The organism is Micromonospora sp. SL4-19 (assembly GCF_047921475.1).
Lineage (GTDB): Bacteria > Actinomycetota > Actinomycetes > Mycobacteriales > Micromonosporaceae > Micromonospora.
This window is the reverse complement of record NZ_JBLROB010000012.1, coordinates 37,599-54,204: the sequence shown is the minus strand read 5'-3', so window position 1 is coordinate 54,204 and position 16,606 is coordinate 37,599. Positions and strand designations below refer to the sequence as shown.

Annotated in this window: 14 protein-coding genes and 1 pseudogene; 5 read left to right on the top strand and 10 right to left on the bottom strand. The window is 75.1% G+C overall.

Features of this window, described 5'->3' with window-relative positions; all coding sequences use genetic code 11:
- Window positions 1-9: 9 nt before the first annotated feature.
- Window positions 10-972 (bottom strand): NADH-quinone oxidoreductase subunit NuoH, encoded by a 963-nt coding sequence (gene nuoH / locus ACNAVT_RS17115; protein ID WP_416297413.1) that lies wholly within the window; start codon window positions 970-972, stop codon window positions 10-12.
- Window positions 972-1,763: an NADH-quinone oxidoreductase subunit C gene (locus ACNAVT_RS17110; protein WP_416297411.1), complete on the bottom strand. Its 792-nt coding sequence runs from the start codon at window positions 1,761-1,763 to the stop codon at window positions 972-974. Before ACNAVT_RS17110 ends, nuoH begins: the two co-directional genes overlap by 1 nt.
- A gap of 113 nt (window positions 1,764-1,876) precedes the next feature.
- Here ACNAVT_RS17110 and ACNAVT_RS17105 point away from each other — a divergent pair, with 113 nt between their 5' ends.
- Window positions 1,877-2,923, top strand: coding sequence for a glucose 1-dehydrogenase (locus ACNAVT_RS17105; RefSeq protein WP_416297409.1), 1,047 nt, complete (start codon window positions 1,877-1,879; stop codon window positions 2,921-2,923).
- A 21-nt stretch (window positions 2,924-2,944) separates the two neighbouring features.
- Here the strand turns inward: ACNAVT_RS17105 and ACNAVT_RS17100 are convergent, their stop codons facing one another.
- Complete coding sequence (locus ACNAVT_RS17100; protein ID WP_416297408.1) at window positions 2,945-3,520, bottom strand: NADH-quinone oxidoreductase subunit B; 576 nt, start codon at window positions 3,518-3,520, stop codon at window positions 2,945-2,947.
- A 138-nt stretch (window positions 3,521-3,658) separates the two neighbouring features.
- Here ACNAVT_RS17100 and ACNAVT_RS17095 point away from each other — a divergent pair, with 138 nt between their 5' ends.
- A complete protein-coding gene (locus ACNAVT_RS17095; protein WP_416297405.1) occupies window positions 3,659-4,228 on the top strand; it encodes a SigE family RNA polymerase sigma factor in 570 nt (189 codons plus the stop codon).
- The gene (locus ACNAVT_RS17090) at window positions 4,221-5,426 is read left to right on the top strand and encodes a hypothetical protein (RefSeq protein WP_416297403.1); all 1,206 of its coding nucleotides are present in this window, start codon (window positions 4,221-4,223) and stop codon (window positions 5,424-5,426) included. The genes ACNAVT_RS17095 and ACNAVT_RS17090 overlap by 8 nt, the downstream gene beginning before the upstream one ends.
- Before the next feature lie 110 nt (window positions 5,427-5,536).
- On the opposite strand, the gene ACNAVT_RS17085 is transcribed toward ACNAVT_RS17090, so the two are convergent.
- Entirely contained in the window at window positions 5,537-5,848 is a 312-nt protein-coding gene (locus tag ACNAVT_RS17085; protein WP_416297401.1) for an MGMT family protein, read from the bottom strand.
- Window positions 5,849-5,861: 13 nt separating this feature from the next.
- On the opposite strand from ACNAVT_RS17085, the gene proB reads away from it, so the two are divergent.
- Both proB and ACNAVT_RS17075 read left to right on the top strand, forming a co-directional pair.
- Window positions 5,862-7,019 (top strand): glutamate 5-kinase, encoded by a 1,158-nt coding sequence (proB, locus tag ACNAVT_RS17080; protein WP_416297399.1) that lies wholly within the window; start codon window positions 5,862-5,864, stop codon window positions 7,017-7,019.
- A 60-nt stretch (window positions 7,020-7,079) separates the two neighbouring features.
- Entirely contained in the window at window positions 7,080-8,321 is a 1,242-nt protein-coding gene (locus tag ACNAVT_RS17075; protein WP_416297397.1) for a glutamate-5-semialdehyde dehydrogenase, read from the top strand.
- A 276-nt stretch (window positions 8,322-8,597) separates the two neighbouring features.
- On the opposite strand, the pseudogene ACNAVT_RS17070 reads toward ACNAVT_RS17075, so the two are convergent.
- The 6 genes and pseudogenes from ACNAVT_RS17070 to ACNAVT_RS17045 form a co-directional block, all read right to left on the bottom strand.
- A pseudogene (locus ACNAVT_RS17070) lies at window positions 8,598-9,491 on the bottom strand (hypothetical protein); the annotation flags it as partial.
- A gap of 48 nt (window positions 9,492-9,539) precedes the next feature.
- Window positions 9,540-10,787 carry an adenylyltransferase/sulfurtransferase MoeZ gene (gene moeZ, locus ACNAVT_RS17065; protein ID WP_416297395.1) on the bottom strand — a complete coding sequence of 416 codons (1,248 nt, stop codon included), beginning with the start codon at window positions 10,785-10,787 and terminating at the stop codon, window positions 9,540-9,542.
- Window positions 10,788-10,828: 41 nt separating this feature from the next.
- Window positions 10,829-11,719, bottom strand: a complete 891-nt coding sequence (locus ACNAVT_RS17060) for a DUF3152 domain-containing protein (RefSeq protein WP_416297393.1) — start codon at window positions 11,717-11,719, stop codon at window positions 10,829-10,831.
- 86 nt (window positions 11,720-11,805) lie between these two features.
- Window positions 11,806-12,717: a DUF3152 domain-containing protein gene (locus ACNAVT_RS17055; RefSeq protein WP_416297391.1), complete on the bottom strand. Its 912-nt coding sequence runs from the start codon at window positions 12,715-12,717 to the stop codon at window positions 11,806-11,808.
- Between the two features lie 5 nt (window positions 12,718-12,722).
- Window positions 12,723-13,748 carry an alpha/beta fold hydrolase gene (locus ACNAVT_RS17050; protein WP_416297389.1) on the bottom strand — a complete coding sequence of 342 codons (1,026 nt, stop codon included), beginning with the start codon at window positions 13,746-13,748 and terminating at the stop codon, window positions 12,723-12,725.
- A gap of 45 nt (window positions 13,749-13,793) precedes the next feature.
- Window positions 13,794-16,559 carry a hypothetical protein gene (locus ACNAVT_RS17045; protein ID WP_416297387.1) on the bottom strand — a complete coding sequence of 922 codons (2,766 nt, stop codon included), beginning with the start codon at window positions 16,557-16,559 and terminating at the stop codon, window positions 13,794-13,796.
- Window positions 16,560-16,606: the final 47 nt, after the last annotated feature.

Below are 16,606 nucleotides of genomic sequence, written 5' to 3'. Positions count from 1 at the left end.
GGGCCGGCCTCACATCGCCAGGCGGACGGCGGCCGTGAGGACGAGCTGGGCCAGGGCAAGGGGGACCAGCACCAGCCAGCACAGACGCTGGAGCTGGTCCTCGCGCAGCCGCGGGTACGACACCCGGAGCCAGATGATCACGAACGCGACGGCGAACACCTTGAGCAGTGTCCACAGCCAGCCGAGCTGGGCGTCCGCGAACGGGCCCTGCCAGCCGCCGAGGAAGAGCACAGTGGTCAGCGCGGCGATAACCACGATGCCGACGTACTCGGCGAGCAGGAAGAACGCGAAGCGCAGACCCGTGTACTCGGTCATGTAGCCGAAGACCAGCTCGGAGTCGGCCACCGGCATGTCGAACGGGGGCCGCCGGATCTCGGCCAGGCCGGCGACGAAGAAGACGAGCATCGCCGGCGCCTGCCAGAGCAACCACCACGGCCGCCACGCCTCGACGATCCCGGGCAGGCTGAGCGTCCCCGCCGCCATCGCCACCGATGCGGCGGCCAGCACCAGCGGCAGCTCGTAGCCGAGCAGCTGGGCGGCGCCGCGCAGCCCGCCCAGGAGGCTGTACTTGTTGGCCGAGGCCCAGGCCGACATGAGCACCGCCAGCACCCCGACGCCGACCACCGCCAGCACGAAGAACAGCCCGATGTCCAGCGGCTGCCCGACCAGGTCGCCCGGGCCGAGCGGAATCACCAGCAGGGCGAGCAGGTAGGGCACCAGGGCCACCGCGGGCGCAAGCCGGAACACCGGTCGGTCCGCGTCGCGCGGGGTGACGTCCTCCTTCTGCACGAACTTGACGCCGTCGGCGACGAGCTGCGCCCAGCCGTGGAAGCCGCCCGCGTACATCGGGCCGAGCCGGCCCTGCATGTGGGCCATGACCTTGTGCTCGGCCTGCCCGACGACCAGCGGCAGGACGAGGAACGCGACCAGCACGGCCGCCACCCGCAGGACCAGCTCCAACCACACCGGCATCAGGCGTTCCCCTCCTCGGCCCCGGTCCCGGCGGCCGGCTCCTGCCGGGGCGGTCCCGTCGGCCGTTCACCCGGTGCCGGCCGGGCCGCGCTCTCCCCGGGTGCCGGCCGGGCCGGGCGCTCGCCCGGGGCGGGGCGGGCCGGGCGTTCCCGGGCCGGCCGGGCGGGCGTACCCCCACGCGGGCCCTCCCCCACCCCGGCCGCGCCGGCGGGCGTGGGCGTGGTCCCCCACTCCCCCGGCGCCGGTACGCCCGGCGGGCGCATCGGTCGGCGACCGCCGCCGGCCTCCGACTCGCCCGGCTCCTTCGCACCCGGCCAGGGCTTTGCCACCCGGGAGGCGAGCACGAACTCCTTGCGTAGCGGGTGCCCCTCGAACTCCGGGGGCAGCAACAGCGGGCGCAGCTCGCCGTGCCCGTCGAACGCGACGCCGAACATTTCGTACGTCTCCCGCTCGTGCCAGGCCGCGCCGGGGAAGAGGTCGACCACGGATGCCACCACCGGCGCCTCCCGGGGCACCCGGGTCCGCAGCAGCAGCCCGTGCCGGTGCCGCGTCGACCAGAGGTGGACCACCACGTCGAAGCCCTCGGCCAGCTCGTCGACCGCCGACAGCCAGTCGAAGTAGTCAAGGCGCAGCTCGGCATCGTCGCGGACCGCGCGCACCGCGTCCCGCCAGCTCGCCGGGGGTACGTCGACCGTCGAGCGGGCGTACCCCTGACCGCCGGAGACCGACGCGGTGGCCTCGACGGGCGCGAGCAGCGCGACCACCCGCTGGCCGACCTCTTGCGGAGTCATGCCGCTGATCCTATGGCCGCCGCCCCCGACCCGTGTCGGGCCGCCCGCGCCCCCCGACCGGGATCCGCCGCTTTGGCGGGCAGGCGGCCGTCCGGCGGGGAAAGATGAACACCGTGCGCGCTGTGACTGTGACTCCCGGAGTCCCCGACTCGCTGCGGTTGACCGAGGACTGGCCCGAGCCGGCCGCGGAGGAGGGCGCTGTCCTGGTCCAGGCGCTCGCTGTGGGCATCTGCGGGACCGACCACGAGATCGTCACGGGTGCCTACGGAGAGGCACCGCCCGGCCAGGAACGGCTCGTGCTCGGGCACGAGTCGCTGGGCCGGGTGCTGGAGGATCCGACCGGAACCCTGCAGCCCGGCGACCTGGTGGCCGGCATCGTCCGGCACCCCGACCCGGTGCCCTGTCCGAACTGCGCGGTCGACGAGTGGGACATGTGCCGCAACGGCCGGTACACCGAGCACGGCATCAAGGCGTTGCCCGGCTTCGCCCGGGACCGCTGGCGGGTGCAGCCGAAGTTCGCCGTCGGCCTGGACCCGATGCTCGCCCCCGTCGGGATGCTGCTGGAGCCGACCAGCGTGGTGGCGAAGGCGTGGGACCACATCGAGCGGATCGGCGCCCGGGCCGAGTGGAAGCCCCAGAGCGTGCTGGTCACCGGGGCCGGCCCGATCGGCCTGCTGGCCGCGCTGCTGGGCACCCAGCGCCAGCTGTCCGTGCACGTGCTGGACCGGGCCACGACCGGGCCCAAACCGGAACTGGTCCGGGCGCTCGGCGCGACGTACCACACCTCGCCGGTGAGCGAGCTGGACTTCGCGCCGGACGTGGTGGTGGAGTGCACCGGCGCGCCCTCGGTCGTGCTGGACACCATGTGCAAGGCCGGACCGACCGGCATCATCTGCCTGACCGGGGTGTCCAGCGGCGGCCGGACCATCGACTTCGACGCGGGCGCGCTCAACCGGGAGCTGGTACTGGAGAACAACGTGGTCTTCGGCTCGGTGAACGCCAACCGGCGGCACTGGGAGCTGGGCGCCGAGGCGCTCGCCCGCGCCGATGAGTCCTGGCTGAACTCGCTGATCACCCGCCGGGTGCCGGTCTCGTCGTGCGCCGAGGCGTACACCTCCACCGCTGAGGACATCAAGGTGGTGCTGGACTTCGAGCGGTGACGACCGGCTCGCGCCGGCGCCTCAGCCGGCGGGCGGGCGTACCGGTGGCGCGGTGAGGGACTCCACCGGGCGCGGCGTGCTCTCCGCGGGCCGCGGGTCGACCGGCGGGGCGAGCCGGTCGGGACGGCGTACGCCACCGACCCCGGACTCCTCGGCGGCGATCTTCTCCTGGAGGCGGAGGATGCCGTGCAGCAGCGCCTCCGGGCGGGGCGGACAGCCGGGCACGTACACGTCGACCGGGATGAGCTGGTCAACGCCCTTAGTCACCGAGTACGAGTCCCAGTACGGGCCGCCGCAGTTGGAGCAGGCGCCGAAGGAGATGACGTACTTCGGCTCGGGCATCTGGTCGTAGAGCCGCTTGATCGCCGGGGCCATCTTGTCGGTGACCGTGCCGGAGACCACCATCAGGTCGGCCTGCCGGGGGCCGTGGGCGAACGGGATGACCCCGAGCCGCATGAAGTCGTGCCGGCCCATGCTGGTGGCGATGAACTCGATGGCGCAGCAGGCCAGGCCGAAGTTGAACACCCAGAGCGAGTAGCGACGGCCCCAGTTCAGCACGAACCGGATCGGCTCGCCGAGCACCGCCGGCAACTGCACCTCGGGCCTCCCTTGCGTGTCCCCGATACGACAGTCAACCACAGCGCCGGGACCGACGACCGGCGCAACCGCTGCCGGTATCGACGCGTGTGACCGGCGTGGACCGCGACGGCGGTGCCGCTGCACGGGGAGGATCAGATGACGATGACGAGGGAGCCACGGCTCGGCGAGCCGCCACCAGAGCTGGCCGCGGACCGGCCGGACCGGCCGGAGCGGCCCGAGGGGATCGACTTCGACGGGTTCTACCATGCGCACTTCCGGTCGCTGACGCTCCAGCTCGCCGCGTACTGCGGTGACCTGCCGCTGGCGCAGGATCTGGCCCAGGAGGCCTTCTGCCGGGCGTTCGCCCGCTGGTCGCGGGTGTCCCGCTACGACGACCCGGTCGCCTGGGTGCGCCGGGTCGCCTGGAACCTGGCCGTCAGTCGCTGGCGGCGGCTGCGGACCGCCCAGTCCTGGCTACGGCGTCAGCGGGAGGAGCACGTGCCGGGGCCGGGGCCGGACCGGGTGGCGTTGACCGCCGCACTGGCGCATCTGCCGACCAACCAGCGCCGCGCGGTGGTGCTGCACTACCTGGCGGATCTCTCCGTCACCCAGATCGCCGTGCAGGAGGGCGTACCGGAGGGCACGGTCAAGTCCTGGCTGCACCGGGGCCGGGTGGCGCTCGCGGCGCAGCTGGCCACCACTAACGAGGTGAACGACCATGCCTGAGATCGACGACACCATGATCAGCGGCGAGTTCGCCGCGTTCCGCGAGGCGTACGCCCCGGCGGTGCACGCGGCCGGCCCGGCCGCCGTACGAACCACCGTCCGTCGCCGTCGCCGGCGCACCGCAGTCGCCGCCGCGGCGGCCGTGGTGCTCGCCGTGGCCATCCCGGTGGGTGCCAACGCTGCCCTGCACCAGCGGTCCGGTCCGCCACCCGCACCGGCCGAGACCGGCACCCCGACCCCGTCCCCGTCGGCGACAACGCCCTCGCCGACCTCGTCCCCGACGCCGAGCACAGCCGGCCCCACCCAGGCCGCCGCGCCGGACGGCCGGATCAGCCGCGCCCAGCTGCTCGCCGCCCGCGTCGACCTGCCCGGCTGGCCGCCGTACGCCCCGACGACCTGCACCACCGACAACGTCCGGCTCCGGCCCAGCTCACAGACCGGATACGTGCCGGAAGTCCTGGGGGACCTCGAGTACGGCGACCTGGACGGCGACGGTGCCACCGAGACGGTCGCCCTGGTCGCCTGCCGGTACGGCGAGGCCCTCGCGAAGCAGGTGCTGGCCTTCGACCGGGACGCCGCCGGCCGGATCGTCACCATGGGTCGGATCGCCGGCACCCGCGAGGGAATGGCTGACATCACCGACTTCACGGTCGAGGCGGACGGGCGCGTCCGGGTCCAGGTGGCGGACATCCAGCCCTGCTGCGACACACCGAGCTGGTGGCCGCAGCAGCAGTGGCGGACGTACGCCTGGGCGGGCACGCGCTTCAGCCAGACGGCCGGACGGACGAAGTTCGGAACGGACCCCCGGTTGACCGATCTCACCCTGACCGCCGGGGACCTCGTCCTGGACAAGGCCGACGCCAACGGCGAGCGGATCGGCTCGGTGACCGTCACCGTCGTGAACAAGGGACCGGTGGACGTGCCGCGGGTCGGGTTCACCAACTTCTTCACGATCGGCGAGGCAGCCGACGGTGACCTGTCGCGCTGCCGGTGGGGAACGATGTCCGGGATCGACAGTTGCCTGCTGGACGCCCTCCCGGCCGGCGGCCGGCGCACGTACACCTTCCGGTTCCGGATCGGCCCGGACGGAACGTCCTACCCGCCAAGTCTGCTGGTCGTCCACTTCGACACGCAGGGCCGGCACTGGGGCGACCTGAAGCCGAAGGACAACAGCGTCAGGCTGCGCACGGCGGGCTGAGCGCGATCGCCCGTGGACCCGGGGGCACGGAACCAGGCGGGTTCCGTGCCCCCTTGTCGCGGGCCCGGTCCCGGCCAGGTGGCCGAATGCCACTCAGATTGTGATGCGGCTCACATCGCTTCCTCCGGCGACCAGGCCGCCGCCATGTCCACCCCGGACGGGCGCAGCGGGCAGCCCTCGGCCCGCAGCCGGGCCCGCGCCTCGACCTCGTGCCCGGGTGGCAGCCGCCCGGCCGAATTCACCACCCGGTGCCAGGGCACGGCGCCCCCGTACCGGGCCATGATCGAGCCGACCAGCCGGGCCGAGGCCCGCCCCGAACGCTCGGCGAGCGCGTCGGCGACCGCGCCGTAGGACATCACCCGGCCCGGCGGGATCCGCTCGACCAGATCGAGCACCGCCTCGACGTACTCGTCAGGTGTCACGAGCTGCCACGATATGGGAACGCATCCGGGTCCGGCCGACCGCGGCGCGCAGAATGGTCGGGTGCGCGAAGCAGTCACCTCGGCCCGCCGGATCGTCGTCAAGATCGGTTCGTCCTCGCTGACCACGTCGGCGGGTGGCCTGGACAATGCCCGGGTCGACGCACTGGTCGACACGCTCGGCGCGCTGGCCGCCGACGGGCGCGAGGTGGTGCTGGTCTCCTCCGGCGCGATCGCCGCCGGCCTCGCCCCGCTCCGGCTGGCCCGACGCCCGCGCGACCTGGCCACCCAGCAGGCGGCGGCCAGCGTCGGGCAGGGCCTGCTCATCGGCCGGTACGCGACGAGCTTCGCCCGGCACGGGCTGACCGTCGGGCAGGTGCTGCTCACCGTCGACGACGTGACCCGGCGGGCGCACTACCGCAACGCGTACCGGACCCTGCGCAAGCTGCTCGACCTGCGGGCGGTGCCGATCGTCAACGAGAACGACACGGTGGCCACCGAGGAGATCCGGTTCGGCGACAACGACCGGCTGGCCGCGCTGGTCGCCGCGCTGGTCGACGCCGACCTGCTGGTGCTGCTGTCGGACGTGGACGCGCTCTGGACCGGCGACCCGGCCCGCCCGGGCAGCATCCGGATCACCGAGATCCACGGCGACGGCGACCTGGCCGGCGTCGACATCGGCGGCGCGGGCCGGGCCGGGGTGGGCACCGGGGGCATGGTCACCAAGGTCGAGGCGGCCCGGATCGCCACCGGCTTCGGCATCCCGGTGGTGCTGACCGCCGCGCCACTGGCCGCCGGGGCGCTGGGCGGCGAGCCGGTCGGCACCTTCTTCCACCCGAGCAGCCGTCGCCCGGCCGCCCGGCTGTTCTGGCTCGCGCACGCCACCGCGCCCCGGGGCCGGCTGCACCTCGACCCGGGTGCCGTGCAGGCGGTGGTGGGCCGACGCAAGTCGCTGCTCCCGGCCGGGATCACCGCGGTGGACGGCGCGTTCACCGCAGGCGACCCGGTGGACCTGGTCGACGCCGAGGGCGCGCCGGTCGCCCGAGGGCTGGTGAACTACGACGCGGTGGAACTGCCGGGGCTGCTCGGCCGCTCCACCTCGGAACTCGCCGCAGCCCTGGGCCCGGCCTACGAACGGGAGGTCGTCCACCGCGACGACCTCGTACTGCTGTAAGCAGGGACCCTTCCTGGTGTTCTTGTCCAGGGGCCCCTCCCAACACCTGAGGAGTGCAGGATGAGCGTGGTCGAGCAGGCCCGGCGGGCCCGGGGCGCGGCGGAGGCCCTCGCGGTCGCCACCCGTACGGTCAAGGACGCCGCGCTGCATGCGATGGCCGACGCGCTGGTGACGCGCACCCCGGAGATCCTGACCGCGAACGCCACGGACCTGGCGGCCGGGCGCGAGGCCGGGCTGACCGGGGCCGTCCTGGACCGGCTGGCACTCGACGCGGGCCGGGTGGCCGGCATCGCGGACGCGCTGCGCCAGATGGCCGCGCTGCCCGACCCGGTCGGCGAGGTGGTCCGCGGCTCGACCCTGCCGAACGGCCTGGAGCTGCGCCAGGTCCGGGTGCCGTTCGGGGTGGTGGGCATCATCTACGAGGCCCGGCCGAACGTGACGGTCGACGCCGCGGGGATCTGCCTGAAGTCCGGCAACGCGGCGCTGCTGCGCGGCTCCTCCTCGGCCGCCCACTCCAACGCCGCCCTGGTCGCCGTGCTCCGCGACGCCATCGCCGGGGCCGGCCTTCCGGCGGACGCGGTGCAGCTGCTCGACGCCAGCTCCCGCGACTCCGTCAAGGAACTGATGCGCGCCCGGGGCCTGGTCGACGTGCTGATCCCGCGCGGCGGTGCGTCGCTGATCCGGACCGTGGTCGAGGAGTCGACGGTGCCGGTGATCGAGACCGGGGTGGGCAACTGCCACGTCTACGTGGACGCCGCCGCCGACGTCGCGAAGGCCGTGGCGATCACCCTGAACGCCAAGACCCAGCGCCTCTCCACCTGCAACACCGCCGAGTCGCTGCTGGTCCACGCGGACGTCGCGGACACCTTCCTGCCGGCGATGCTGGCCGCCTTCGCCGACGCCGGGGTCACCGTGCACGGCGACGGCCGGGTGGCCGCGTACTCGGCCGCGGTCGTCCCGGCCACCGAGGAGGACTTCGCCACCGAATACCTCTCGGCCGACATCTCGGTCGCCGTGGTCGGCTCGCTCGACGCGGCGGTCGCGCACATCCGGCGGTACGGCACCGGCCACACCGAGGCGATCGTCACCGACTCCCAGTCGGCGGCCCGGGAGTTCGTGGCCCGGGTGGACGCCGCGGCCGTGATGGTGAACGCCTCCACCCGGTTCACCGACGGTGGCGAGTTCGGCTTCGGCGCGGAGATCGGCATCTCCACCCAGAAGCTGCACGCCCGCGGTCCGATGGGGCTGCCCGAGCTGACCAGCACCAAGTACGTGGTCACCGGGGACGGCCACCTGCGCTGACCGCGCCGGTCGACCGGCCTCGCCCCGGATGGCGGGCCCGGCTCAGACGGCGGGTGCGGCGGGCTCCGCCGGCCCGGGCTGCACCGGCTCGGCCAACGGCAGGGCGATGAGTGCGGCAGCCTCCGGCAGCCCGGGTTGTGGCGGCACGACGGGCGACGGCAGCGGCGGGAGCGACGGCGCCGGGCGCTGCGCCGGAACCGCAGGCGGCGACAGCAGCGCCGCCGGCTGCGGCAGCACGAATGGCGTGCCGGACACCGGGGCCTCGGGTGCCGTCGGGCGGCAGGCGCGGATCGCGCGCAGGGTCGTGTGCACGTCGAACTGGTGGCCGTCGTCGCTGTCCCAGCCGCCGTCGCTGCGCTGAGTCTCGGCGAGCCGGCGGCGCGCGGAGACCAGCAGCCACTGCTCCTCGCCCACCTCGACCCGGCGCAGCGTGGCGGCGAGCCAGGCCACGTCGGCCGGGGACATCTGCGGGATCCGCTCGGCCAGCACCGCCTGGATCCGGGCCGACTCGTAGTACATCTGCTGGCGGTGCAGCACGGCCGCGGCCAGCCAGCCGGCAGGCAGGAAGGACGGCCAGCTCCCGTCCGGGGCGAGCTGCCCGGCGAGTGCCTGCGCCGCCGCCTGCACCACCCCGGCGTACGCTCCGCCGACCCGGTGGTCGAGCGGGCCGGCGGCGCGGGCGTCCAGCCCGGCCACGGTCAGCCAGAACCCGGCGTTGGCGGTCAGGTAGAGCCGGGCCTCGGGGTCACCCGGGGTGGCCCACTCGGGGGCGAATCCGGCCAGCGACGGGTCCTCGTCCCAGCCACCGTCGGACAGCTGCGAGGCGGCCAGCCAGTCCAGGGCGCGGCGGGCGGCCGGACGGCTCAGCGCCCCGAGGTCGTCCAACTCGGCCAGCCGGAAGCAGGTCGCGTCGACCGAGGCCACCTCGCCGTCGAGCAGCGCGGGCCAGCCGCCGCCGGGCGCCTGCCCGGCCTCGGCCGCGTCGAGCAAGTCGGCCGGCGCCGGGGCGCCGGTGCGCAGCCGGGAGAGACGGGCGCGGTCCACCGCGTCCCCATGAGCCACGACGAAGCCGATCGCAGCGTCCAAGTCCACCACGGCGGAGACGCTACCTGCGCGAACGCGGTCCCGCCTCGGTAGCTCGGTCAGGGGTGGCCCGGCCCACCGGTGAATACGCGCCAGGGCCCTTCCGGCGGCGGAAGGGCCCTGGCGAGGGCCGACTCAGTACGCGGGCAGCGACGGGTCGATCTGCTTGATCCAGGAGAGCACGCCGCCCTGCACGTGCACCGCGTCCCTGAAGCCGGCGGCCTTCAGCGCGGCGAGCGCCTCGGCGGACCGGACGCCGGACTTGCAGTGCAGCACGACCTGCCGGTCCTGCGGAAGCTTCGCGAGCGCCTCGCCGGAGATGATGTCGCCCTTGGGGATCAGGGTCGCGCCGGGGATCCGGACGATCTCGTACTCGGCCGGCTCCCGGACGTCGACCAGGAAGATGTCCTTGCCGGCGTCCTGCCACTCCTTCAGCTCCAGCGCGGTGATGGTCGAGTCGACCACCGCCTCCTGCGCCTCGACGGAGACCGCGCCGCAGAAGTCCTCGTAGTCCTCCAGCAGGTCGGTGACCGTGGGGTTCTCGCCGCAGAGCGCGCAGTTCGGGTCCTTGCGAACCTTGATCTTGCGGTAGCTCATCTCCAGGGCGTCGTAGACCATCAGCCGGCCGACCAGCGGCTCACCGATGCCGGTCAGCAGCTTGATCGCCTCGTTGACCTGGATCGACCCGATGGACGCGCAGAGCACGCCCAGCACGCCGCCCTCGGCGCACGACGGCACCATGCCGGGCGGCGGCGGCTCCGGGTAGAGGCAGCGGTAGCAGGGGCCGTGCTCGGCCCAGAACACCGACGCCTGGCCGTCGAAGCGGTAGATCGAGCCCCAGACGTACGGCTTGCCGAGCAGCACCGCCGCGTCGTTGACCATGTAGCGGGTGGCGAAGTTGTCCGTGCCGTCGACGATCAGGTCGTACTGGGCGAAGATGTCCCGGACGTTGTCCCGGTCCAGCGCGGTGTTGTGGATCTCCACATGGACCAGCGGGTTGATCTCGCGGACCGACGCGGCGGCCGACTCGGCCTTGGAGCGGCCCACGTCGGAGACGCCGTGGATGACCTGCCGCTGCAGGTTCGACTCGTCGACGGTGTCGAAGTCGATGATGCCGAGGGTGCCGACGCCGGCGGCGGCGAGGTACAACAGGGCCGGCGAGCCGAGACCGCCGGCACCGACGCAGAGCACCCGGGCGTTCTTCAGCCGCTTCTGCCCCGCCACCCCGACGTCCGGGATGATCAGGTGGCGCGAGTATCGGCGGATCTCGTCTACGGTCAGCTCGGCGGCGGGCTCGACGAGCGGGGGCAACGACACGGTGGACTCCCCGGGATCGGCGGTGGGACCGCGCCATTGTCGCTCGCCCCGCCCGGAATCGGCCATGATGAGGACCACGCCGCCCGACATGCGGGAGCGGGAATAACTCAGACGCCCTCGGTCGGCTCCCCGTCGTAGCGGGCGCCGTCGAGATACGGCCAGGCGTTCGCGACGCAGCCGTCCAGCCCGTACGTCTGCTGCTGCATCACCGGGGCGGGCTCGCCCCGCCCCGGGCAGGCCTGGTGCAACTCGCCGAACTCGTGCCCGACCTCGTGGTTGATCACGTACGTCCGGTACACGTCCAGCGGGGCACCGTAGTCCGGCACCGAGTCCATCCACCGGGCCAGATTGATGATCACCCGGCCGGGCAGGCGGCAGGAGGTGTACCGCTCGGTGGTCATGCCCCCCTCGGCGCACATCCGCTCCGAGGTGGCCGGGGTGGCCAGGTAGATGGTGAAGTCCGCGGCGGCCGCCTCGGCCACCCGCTGCACCCGCAGCTCGCCGGAGGCGATCCAGCTCCGCTGGTCGGCGAGCACCGCGTCCACCGTGGCGGCGAACTCGTCCGCGTCCTGGCCGGTGTCCCCCTCGACCGCGATTCGGTACCGGTGCAACGGTCCGCCGTACCCGTGTATCGGCGATCGGCCGTCGGCCGCCGCGAAGTGCCCGGAGCCCTCGGTCGGGTAGGCGCTGGGCTCCACCCGTGCCCCGGCGCCGCCACCGTGGGCCGGTCGCGCACCGCCGGCCGCCACCGGCGGGTCGGCGGGCCGGTGGACCAGGTCGACCAGGCCGGCCCCGGCACCACCCGCAGCCAGCAGGGCGACCAGGAGCAGCACGCCACGACGACGGCGGCGGCGCATCCGGCGCAGCCCGGGGCGGACCGGCGGGGCGGCCCCGGGGTTGGCCGGAGGGCGGTCGAAGTCGAGCCGGGCTGGACGACCGCCGCGGGTCGACCCGAGGCCGGGCTCGGCAGGCGTGCCGGAAGGGGACGACGACGTCATGACACCAGCGTGCCATGCAATTCGGTCATTTAGCTGCTTTTACCGCTTCTCCCGCGAAATACTGCTCATCGCCACGATCAGGTCTTTCACCTCGAAGGGCCGGTGTACCGCCGGCCGTCGACGTACGGCCACGGGTTCGGCCGGCAGCCGTCGAGGAAGAGGGTCTGCTGCTGCATCACCGGCGCCGGCTTCCCCGCTCCGGGACACCCCTCGTGGTGGTGCCCCAACTGGTGGCCGACCTCGTGGTTGACCACGTAGAGCCGGTAGGTGTCCAGCGGCATCCTCGCCTTGACCAGGTGCGGCGCCGAGGTCCGCCACCGGTCCAGGTTGATCACCACCTTGCCGGACACCCGGCAGGAGGTGTACGGCACCCCGCCCTTGCGAATGTTGATCCCGCCGTTGAGGCACAGCCGTCCGGCGGTGTCCCGGGTCGCCAGGTAGATCGTGAAGTCGTACCGGGTGCCCGGGACGACCCGCTGCAACCGCAGCGCACCGCTGTCCACCCAGCTCCCCGGCCCGGCCAGCGCCCGCTGCACGGCGTCGCCGAAGACGGTGACCTCCTCACCGGAGCCGTCCTCCACCGCCACCCGGAAGCGCCGCACCACCCCCGCCCGGCCCAGCACCTCGCCCGGCCGGTCGTCGTACGCGAAGCTGCCCCGGCCGTGAGCCGGCACCGGGCCGGGCAGACTCAGGACCGGCGCGGGCCTGGTCGGGCTCGGCGCCGGCGGCGGCGAGGAAGACGCCGAAGCGGACGGCGTCGGGGGCGCGCTCGGCGGCGCGGGCGGGCGGGTCGACGGCGCGTCGTCGAGCAGCGCGTCGGCGAGGACCGACGGCCGCTGCACCACCACCGGGACGGCGATCCCGGTGGCGACCAGGAACGCGAACACCACGATCACACGCTTCCAGCGGCGGGCGGCCGATCGGCGGTTCCGGGCGGGGGCGGAGCGGACTGGGGCGGGCGGGGCGGCGCCGGCGCGCGGGCGGGTGGAGACGGGCATCCGGCTCAGCCTGCCATGTCAGGGCTGAGCGCGCTCTCCTCCGTTCCGGCGAGCGAGATCTGTGGCACGTCCGCGGGCGGCCCCTCGTCCCGCGCCTCGGCGAGCAACGCCAGCACCGCCCGCGCCACGGTACGCGGCACCTCCAGCTGGGCCACATGACCCACCCCGTCGAGCATCAGCAGGCGGCTGTCCGCGATCACCCGGGCCGCCTGCGGCGCCACCCGGACGTCGACCAGCCGGTCCTGCCGTCCCCCCACCACCAGCGTGGGCACGCGCACCCCTGCCGCCAGCCGCCACAGCGAACCCGAGCCCGGCAGGTACGACCGCAGGAAGCTGGAGACCAGCCCGCGGAAGGTCCGGACGTACGCGGCGGCGTAGTGGGCAGCCTCGTAGCGAACCCGGATCTCCTCGATCGCCTCGCGCCGGCGCTGCTCGCTGATCCGGGTCAGGTCGGCGACGCACGCCTCCATCACCTGCTGCGCGGTCACCTCCGGGGCGAGCTGGGCCAGCTGCCGGGCGGCCAGCCGCTCGCCCAGGGGAATCGCCAGCAGCGGCAGCATCCGCCCCTGCAACGAACGGCGGAAGTCCAGGAACGGCAGCGCCGGGGAGATCAGGGTCAACGTCCGAACCAGGTCCGGCCGCACCGCCGCCACACGTACCGAGATCGCCCCGCCCAGTGAATTGCCGAACAGGTGCACCGGTCCCCGGTCGCCGTGCTCGATGAAGCGGATGACCCGATCGGCGAAGGCCCGGACGGTGTACCGCCGGCCGGGCTCGCTACGGCCGAAGCCGGGCAGGTCGATCGCCTGGCCGTCGAGCCGGTCGGCGAGCAGGCCGGCCAGGTCCGTCCAGTTCTGCGAGGAGCCGCCGAGGCCGTGCACGTAGAGCGCCGGCTCGGCGTCGGGGACGGTGGCGGGGGTGTCCCGCACGTACGTCACCGTGCCGTCGAGGAGTACCTGCCGGCCGGGCCACGGCGGGGGGCATCCGGGCGCGGGCAGGAGGTGGTCCGGCCAGAGAGCGGCGCGCTTCATGGCCCCAGTCTTCCCGCGCCACGGCCGTCCGACACCGACATCCGCTCAGGCGAGCAGCGCCTCCAGCCGACGGTTCACCGCGGCCAGGGTCGCCCGGACCACCGCCTGCCGGGGATCCCCGGCAACCAGGGCCGAGCCGGCCAGTTGCTCGACCCAGCCGTCGCACACCAGCAGCGCCACCACGGTGGCCACCTCGCAGTTGCCGAACGGCACCACCGCGGCGTGCTCGACGAAGCACCGCCCCCGCTCCACGGTCGGGGCCGCGCGGCCGAGCAGCTCGTCCAGCGCCGCCGCGGCGGCCACCGCGCAGAGCCGCAGCACGTACCCGTCGACGGCCGGCCCGGTGGAGTGGCCCTCCGCCGTCCGGTCGCCGACGATCAGGCGTACTTCCACGGTGGCGTCGAGTCCGAAGGTGCTCACCTGGACGTGGTCGAGGACCACCCGGGGCCCCGGCGCGCCGCCGGTGTCCAGCGGCCGGGAGGGCGCGGTCTCCGTCGTCGTCAGCTGACCACCGGAGTACGACGTGCCGAGGGTGGCCGGGCTGCCGGTGGCCGTGCCGGGCGGGGCGGCGGCCAGCGAGGACTCCTCCACGGTCGCCCGGCCCCGGTGAATCGCGGCCTGCCGGCGCCGGCGCGGCGGCTCGCCGCCCGGGTCCGTCCCCTCGGCGGGCGCCTCGGCGGTCCGGCCGCCGCGCGTCTCCGGCGGGCTGAAGCGGCTCTCCCCGGCCCGGTTCTCCGCGGCCCGGCCCGGGGCCGACCGCGTCGGGCCCGGTCGGTCCTCCACCGGGCGCGGCTCGCCGACGGCGCGCTCGGCGCGCGGCTGGGTCGACCGGCGGCGGACCGGGGGCGGTGGAACGGCCGGGCCGCCGGGCAGGTTCTGCGGGGCTGCGGCCAGCCCCATCCGCTCCTGGAGCAGCCGGGCCACCACCCGGCTCACCTCGGCGGGATCGGCACCGTCGGCGAGGTCGAGCCGGAGGCTGTGCGCCCCGGCCGGGGTACGGCGCAGCGCGGCGTCCCGGACACCGGCCACCTCGCGGACGGCGTCGAGGATGGCGTTGACGTCGAAACCCTCGGGCCGCTCGCGGAGCGGCGCGGGCTCGTCGTCGCGGCGCAGATGGGTGGCGATCCGGGCGAGTTCCGGGGTCTCGGCGGGCGGCTCCACGGCGGGCGGCTCCGGCACGACCGGCACGTCCGGTTCGGCGGGGACGCGCTGCGGCAGCAGAGCCGGCGCGGGCTCCGCCGGCCGGGTGTCGGCGACCGGCTCGGCTGCCGGCAGCGGTTCGGGTGCGGCGCGGCGGGCCGCGTAGGCAGGTGCGCTCGCCGGGGCGGACGCGGGGGTGCGGTCCGCGCCCGCCCCGCCGCTCGTGGCGGTGGCGGGACCGGCGGGGATCGACGGTGGACCGGGCGTCCCGGCGGGTGGCTCGTCGGCCGCGGGCCGCGGCCGGGACGGCCCGCCGTCGCGCTCCCCGGCCGGCCCGGCGCCAGCCGACCGGGCGTAGCCGGTGGACGGCCCGGCCGGCTGCACACCGCCGGGTGCCTCACGGGGAACCGGCGGGGTGCTGACCGGGGCCGCGTGCGGCGGCACGCTGAACGGGGGCACCGGCACTGCCGGCCCAGCCCAGGAGGGTCGCTCGGTCGTCTCCCGCGCGGCCGGCTCGTACGCCGGGCGGGGCTCGGCGTCGGCCCGGGGCACGTCGTACGGCGGCACCGGTTCCGGCGCCCACTCGGCGGCGCGCTCGTCGCGGGCGCGGCGGCCCGCCGGCTCCTCCTCGCGCGCCCGCCGCCCGACGGGCTCGTCCTCGACGGCGCGGCGCCCGGCGGATTCGTCCTCGTGGGCCCACGGGGGCGCCCAGCCACCACCCCGGCTCTGGCGATCCCAGTTCGAGCCGGACCAGTCCGGCTCCTCGGCCGGCGATGGCCCGCGGTCGCCCGCCGGCCCCGCGCGCTGGCCATCGATCGGCGACGGTGCGGGTTCGCCCGCCGGCTCGGCGCGCCAGTCGTCGGCCGACGCGGCGCGTGGCTCCTCGGCGGGGACGTGGCGCTCCGCCACCGGACCCGCGGGACCCGCGTCCCGCTCGCGGACCGGCCCGGCGGGCGGCGACGACGCGGGTCGGTCGGCCCAGACCCGGGAGAGCGTCGGCCGATCGGCCCGCGGCTCCGGCGGCACAGGGTCGGCCCAGCCGCGGGACAACGACGGCGGCGGCTCGGCGGCGGGCCGTTCGGCGGTCGGGGCGTGGAAGCCGGGCGGCATCTCGAAACCGGAGGCGGCGGCGCCGACCGGGGGCACCTGGAGGGCCGGCGGCGCCGACGACGGGGCAGCCCGCTCCGTCCAGTGGGAGGCCCGGCCGGGCAGCGGGTCGTCCGAGGAGTGCCGGGCCTGCGTGGCCTCCGCCTCGGCGGAGGGCTGCTCCACCGCCGGCGCCGGCCGCTGGGCCGGTACGACCAGCCGGTCGCCGTCGGTCTCGCGGTGCGGCTCGTCGACGGGCGGGGCACTCACCGGCGTCTGGCGGGTCACGGGCGACTCCTCGGCGTGCGGCACGCCGTTGACGTGGCGCCCGTTGACCCTGGCCGGCGGCTCCTCGGCGGCTGGTCCCGGCAGGGGGGCCGGGAGATCGCCATGGTGGGGCGACGACGCGGCCCACCCGCCGGCGAGGCCGGATCGAGGCCAGGCGCCGAGGCCCTCCCCGCTCCGGGCCCAGCCGGTCGCCGGGGGCGCCCACCCGCTGCCGGTGCGGGCTGGGTCGTCCTGATGACCCGTCCCGTCGCCGTTCTCTCCCGGGGCGGCGGCTCCGGGTTGCCCTGAATCACTCACCGTGCGCTCCTTGGTCGCCCCCGCTGAGGCTACCGTGTGGTGACAGT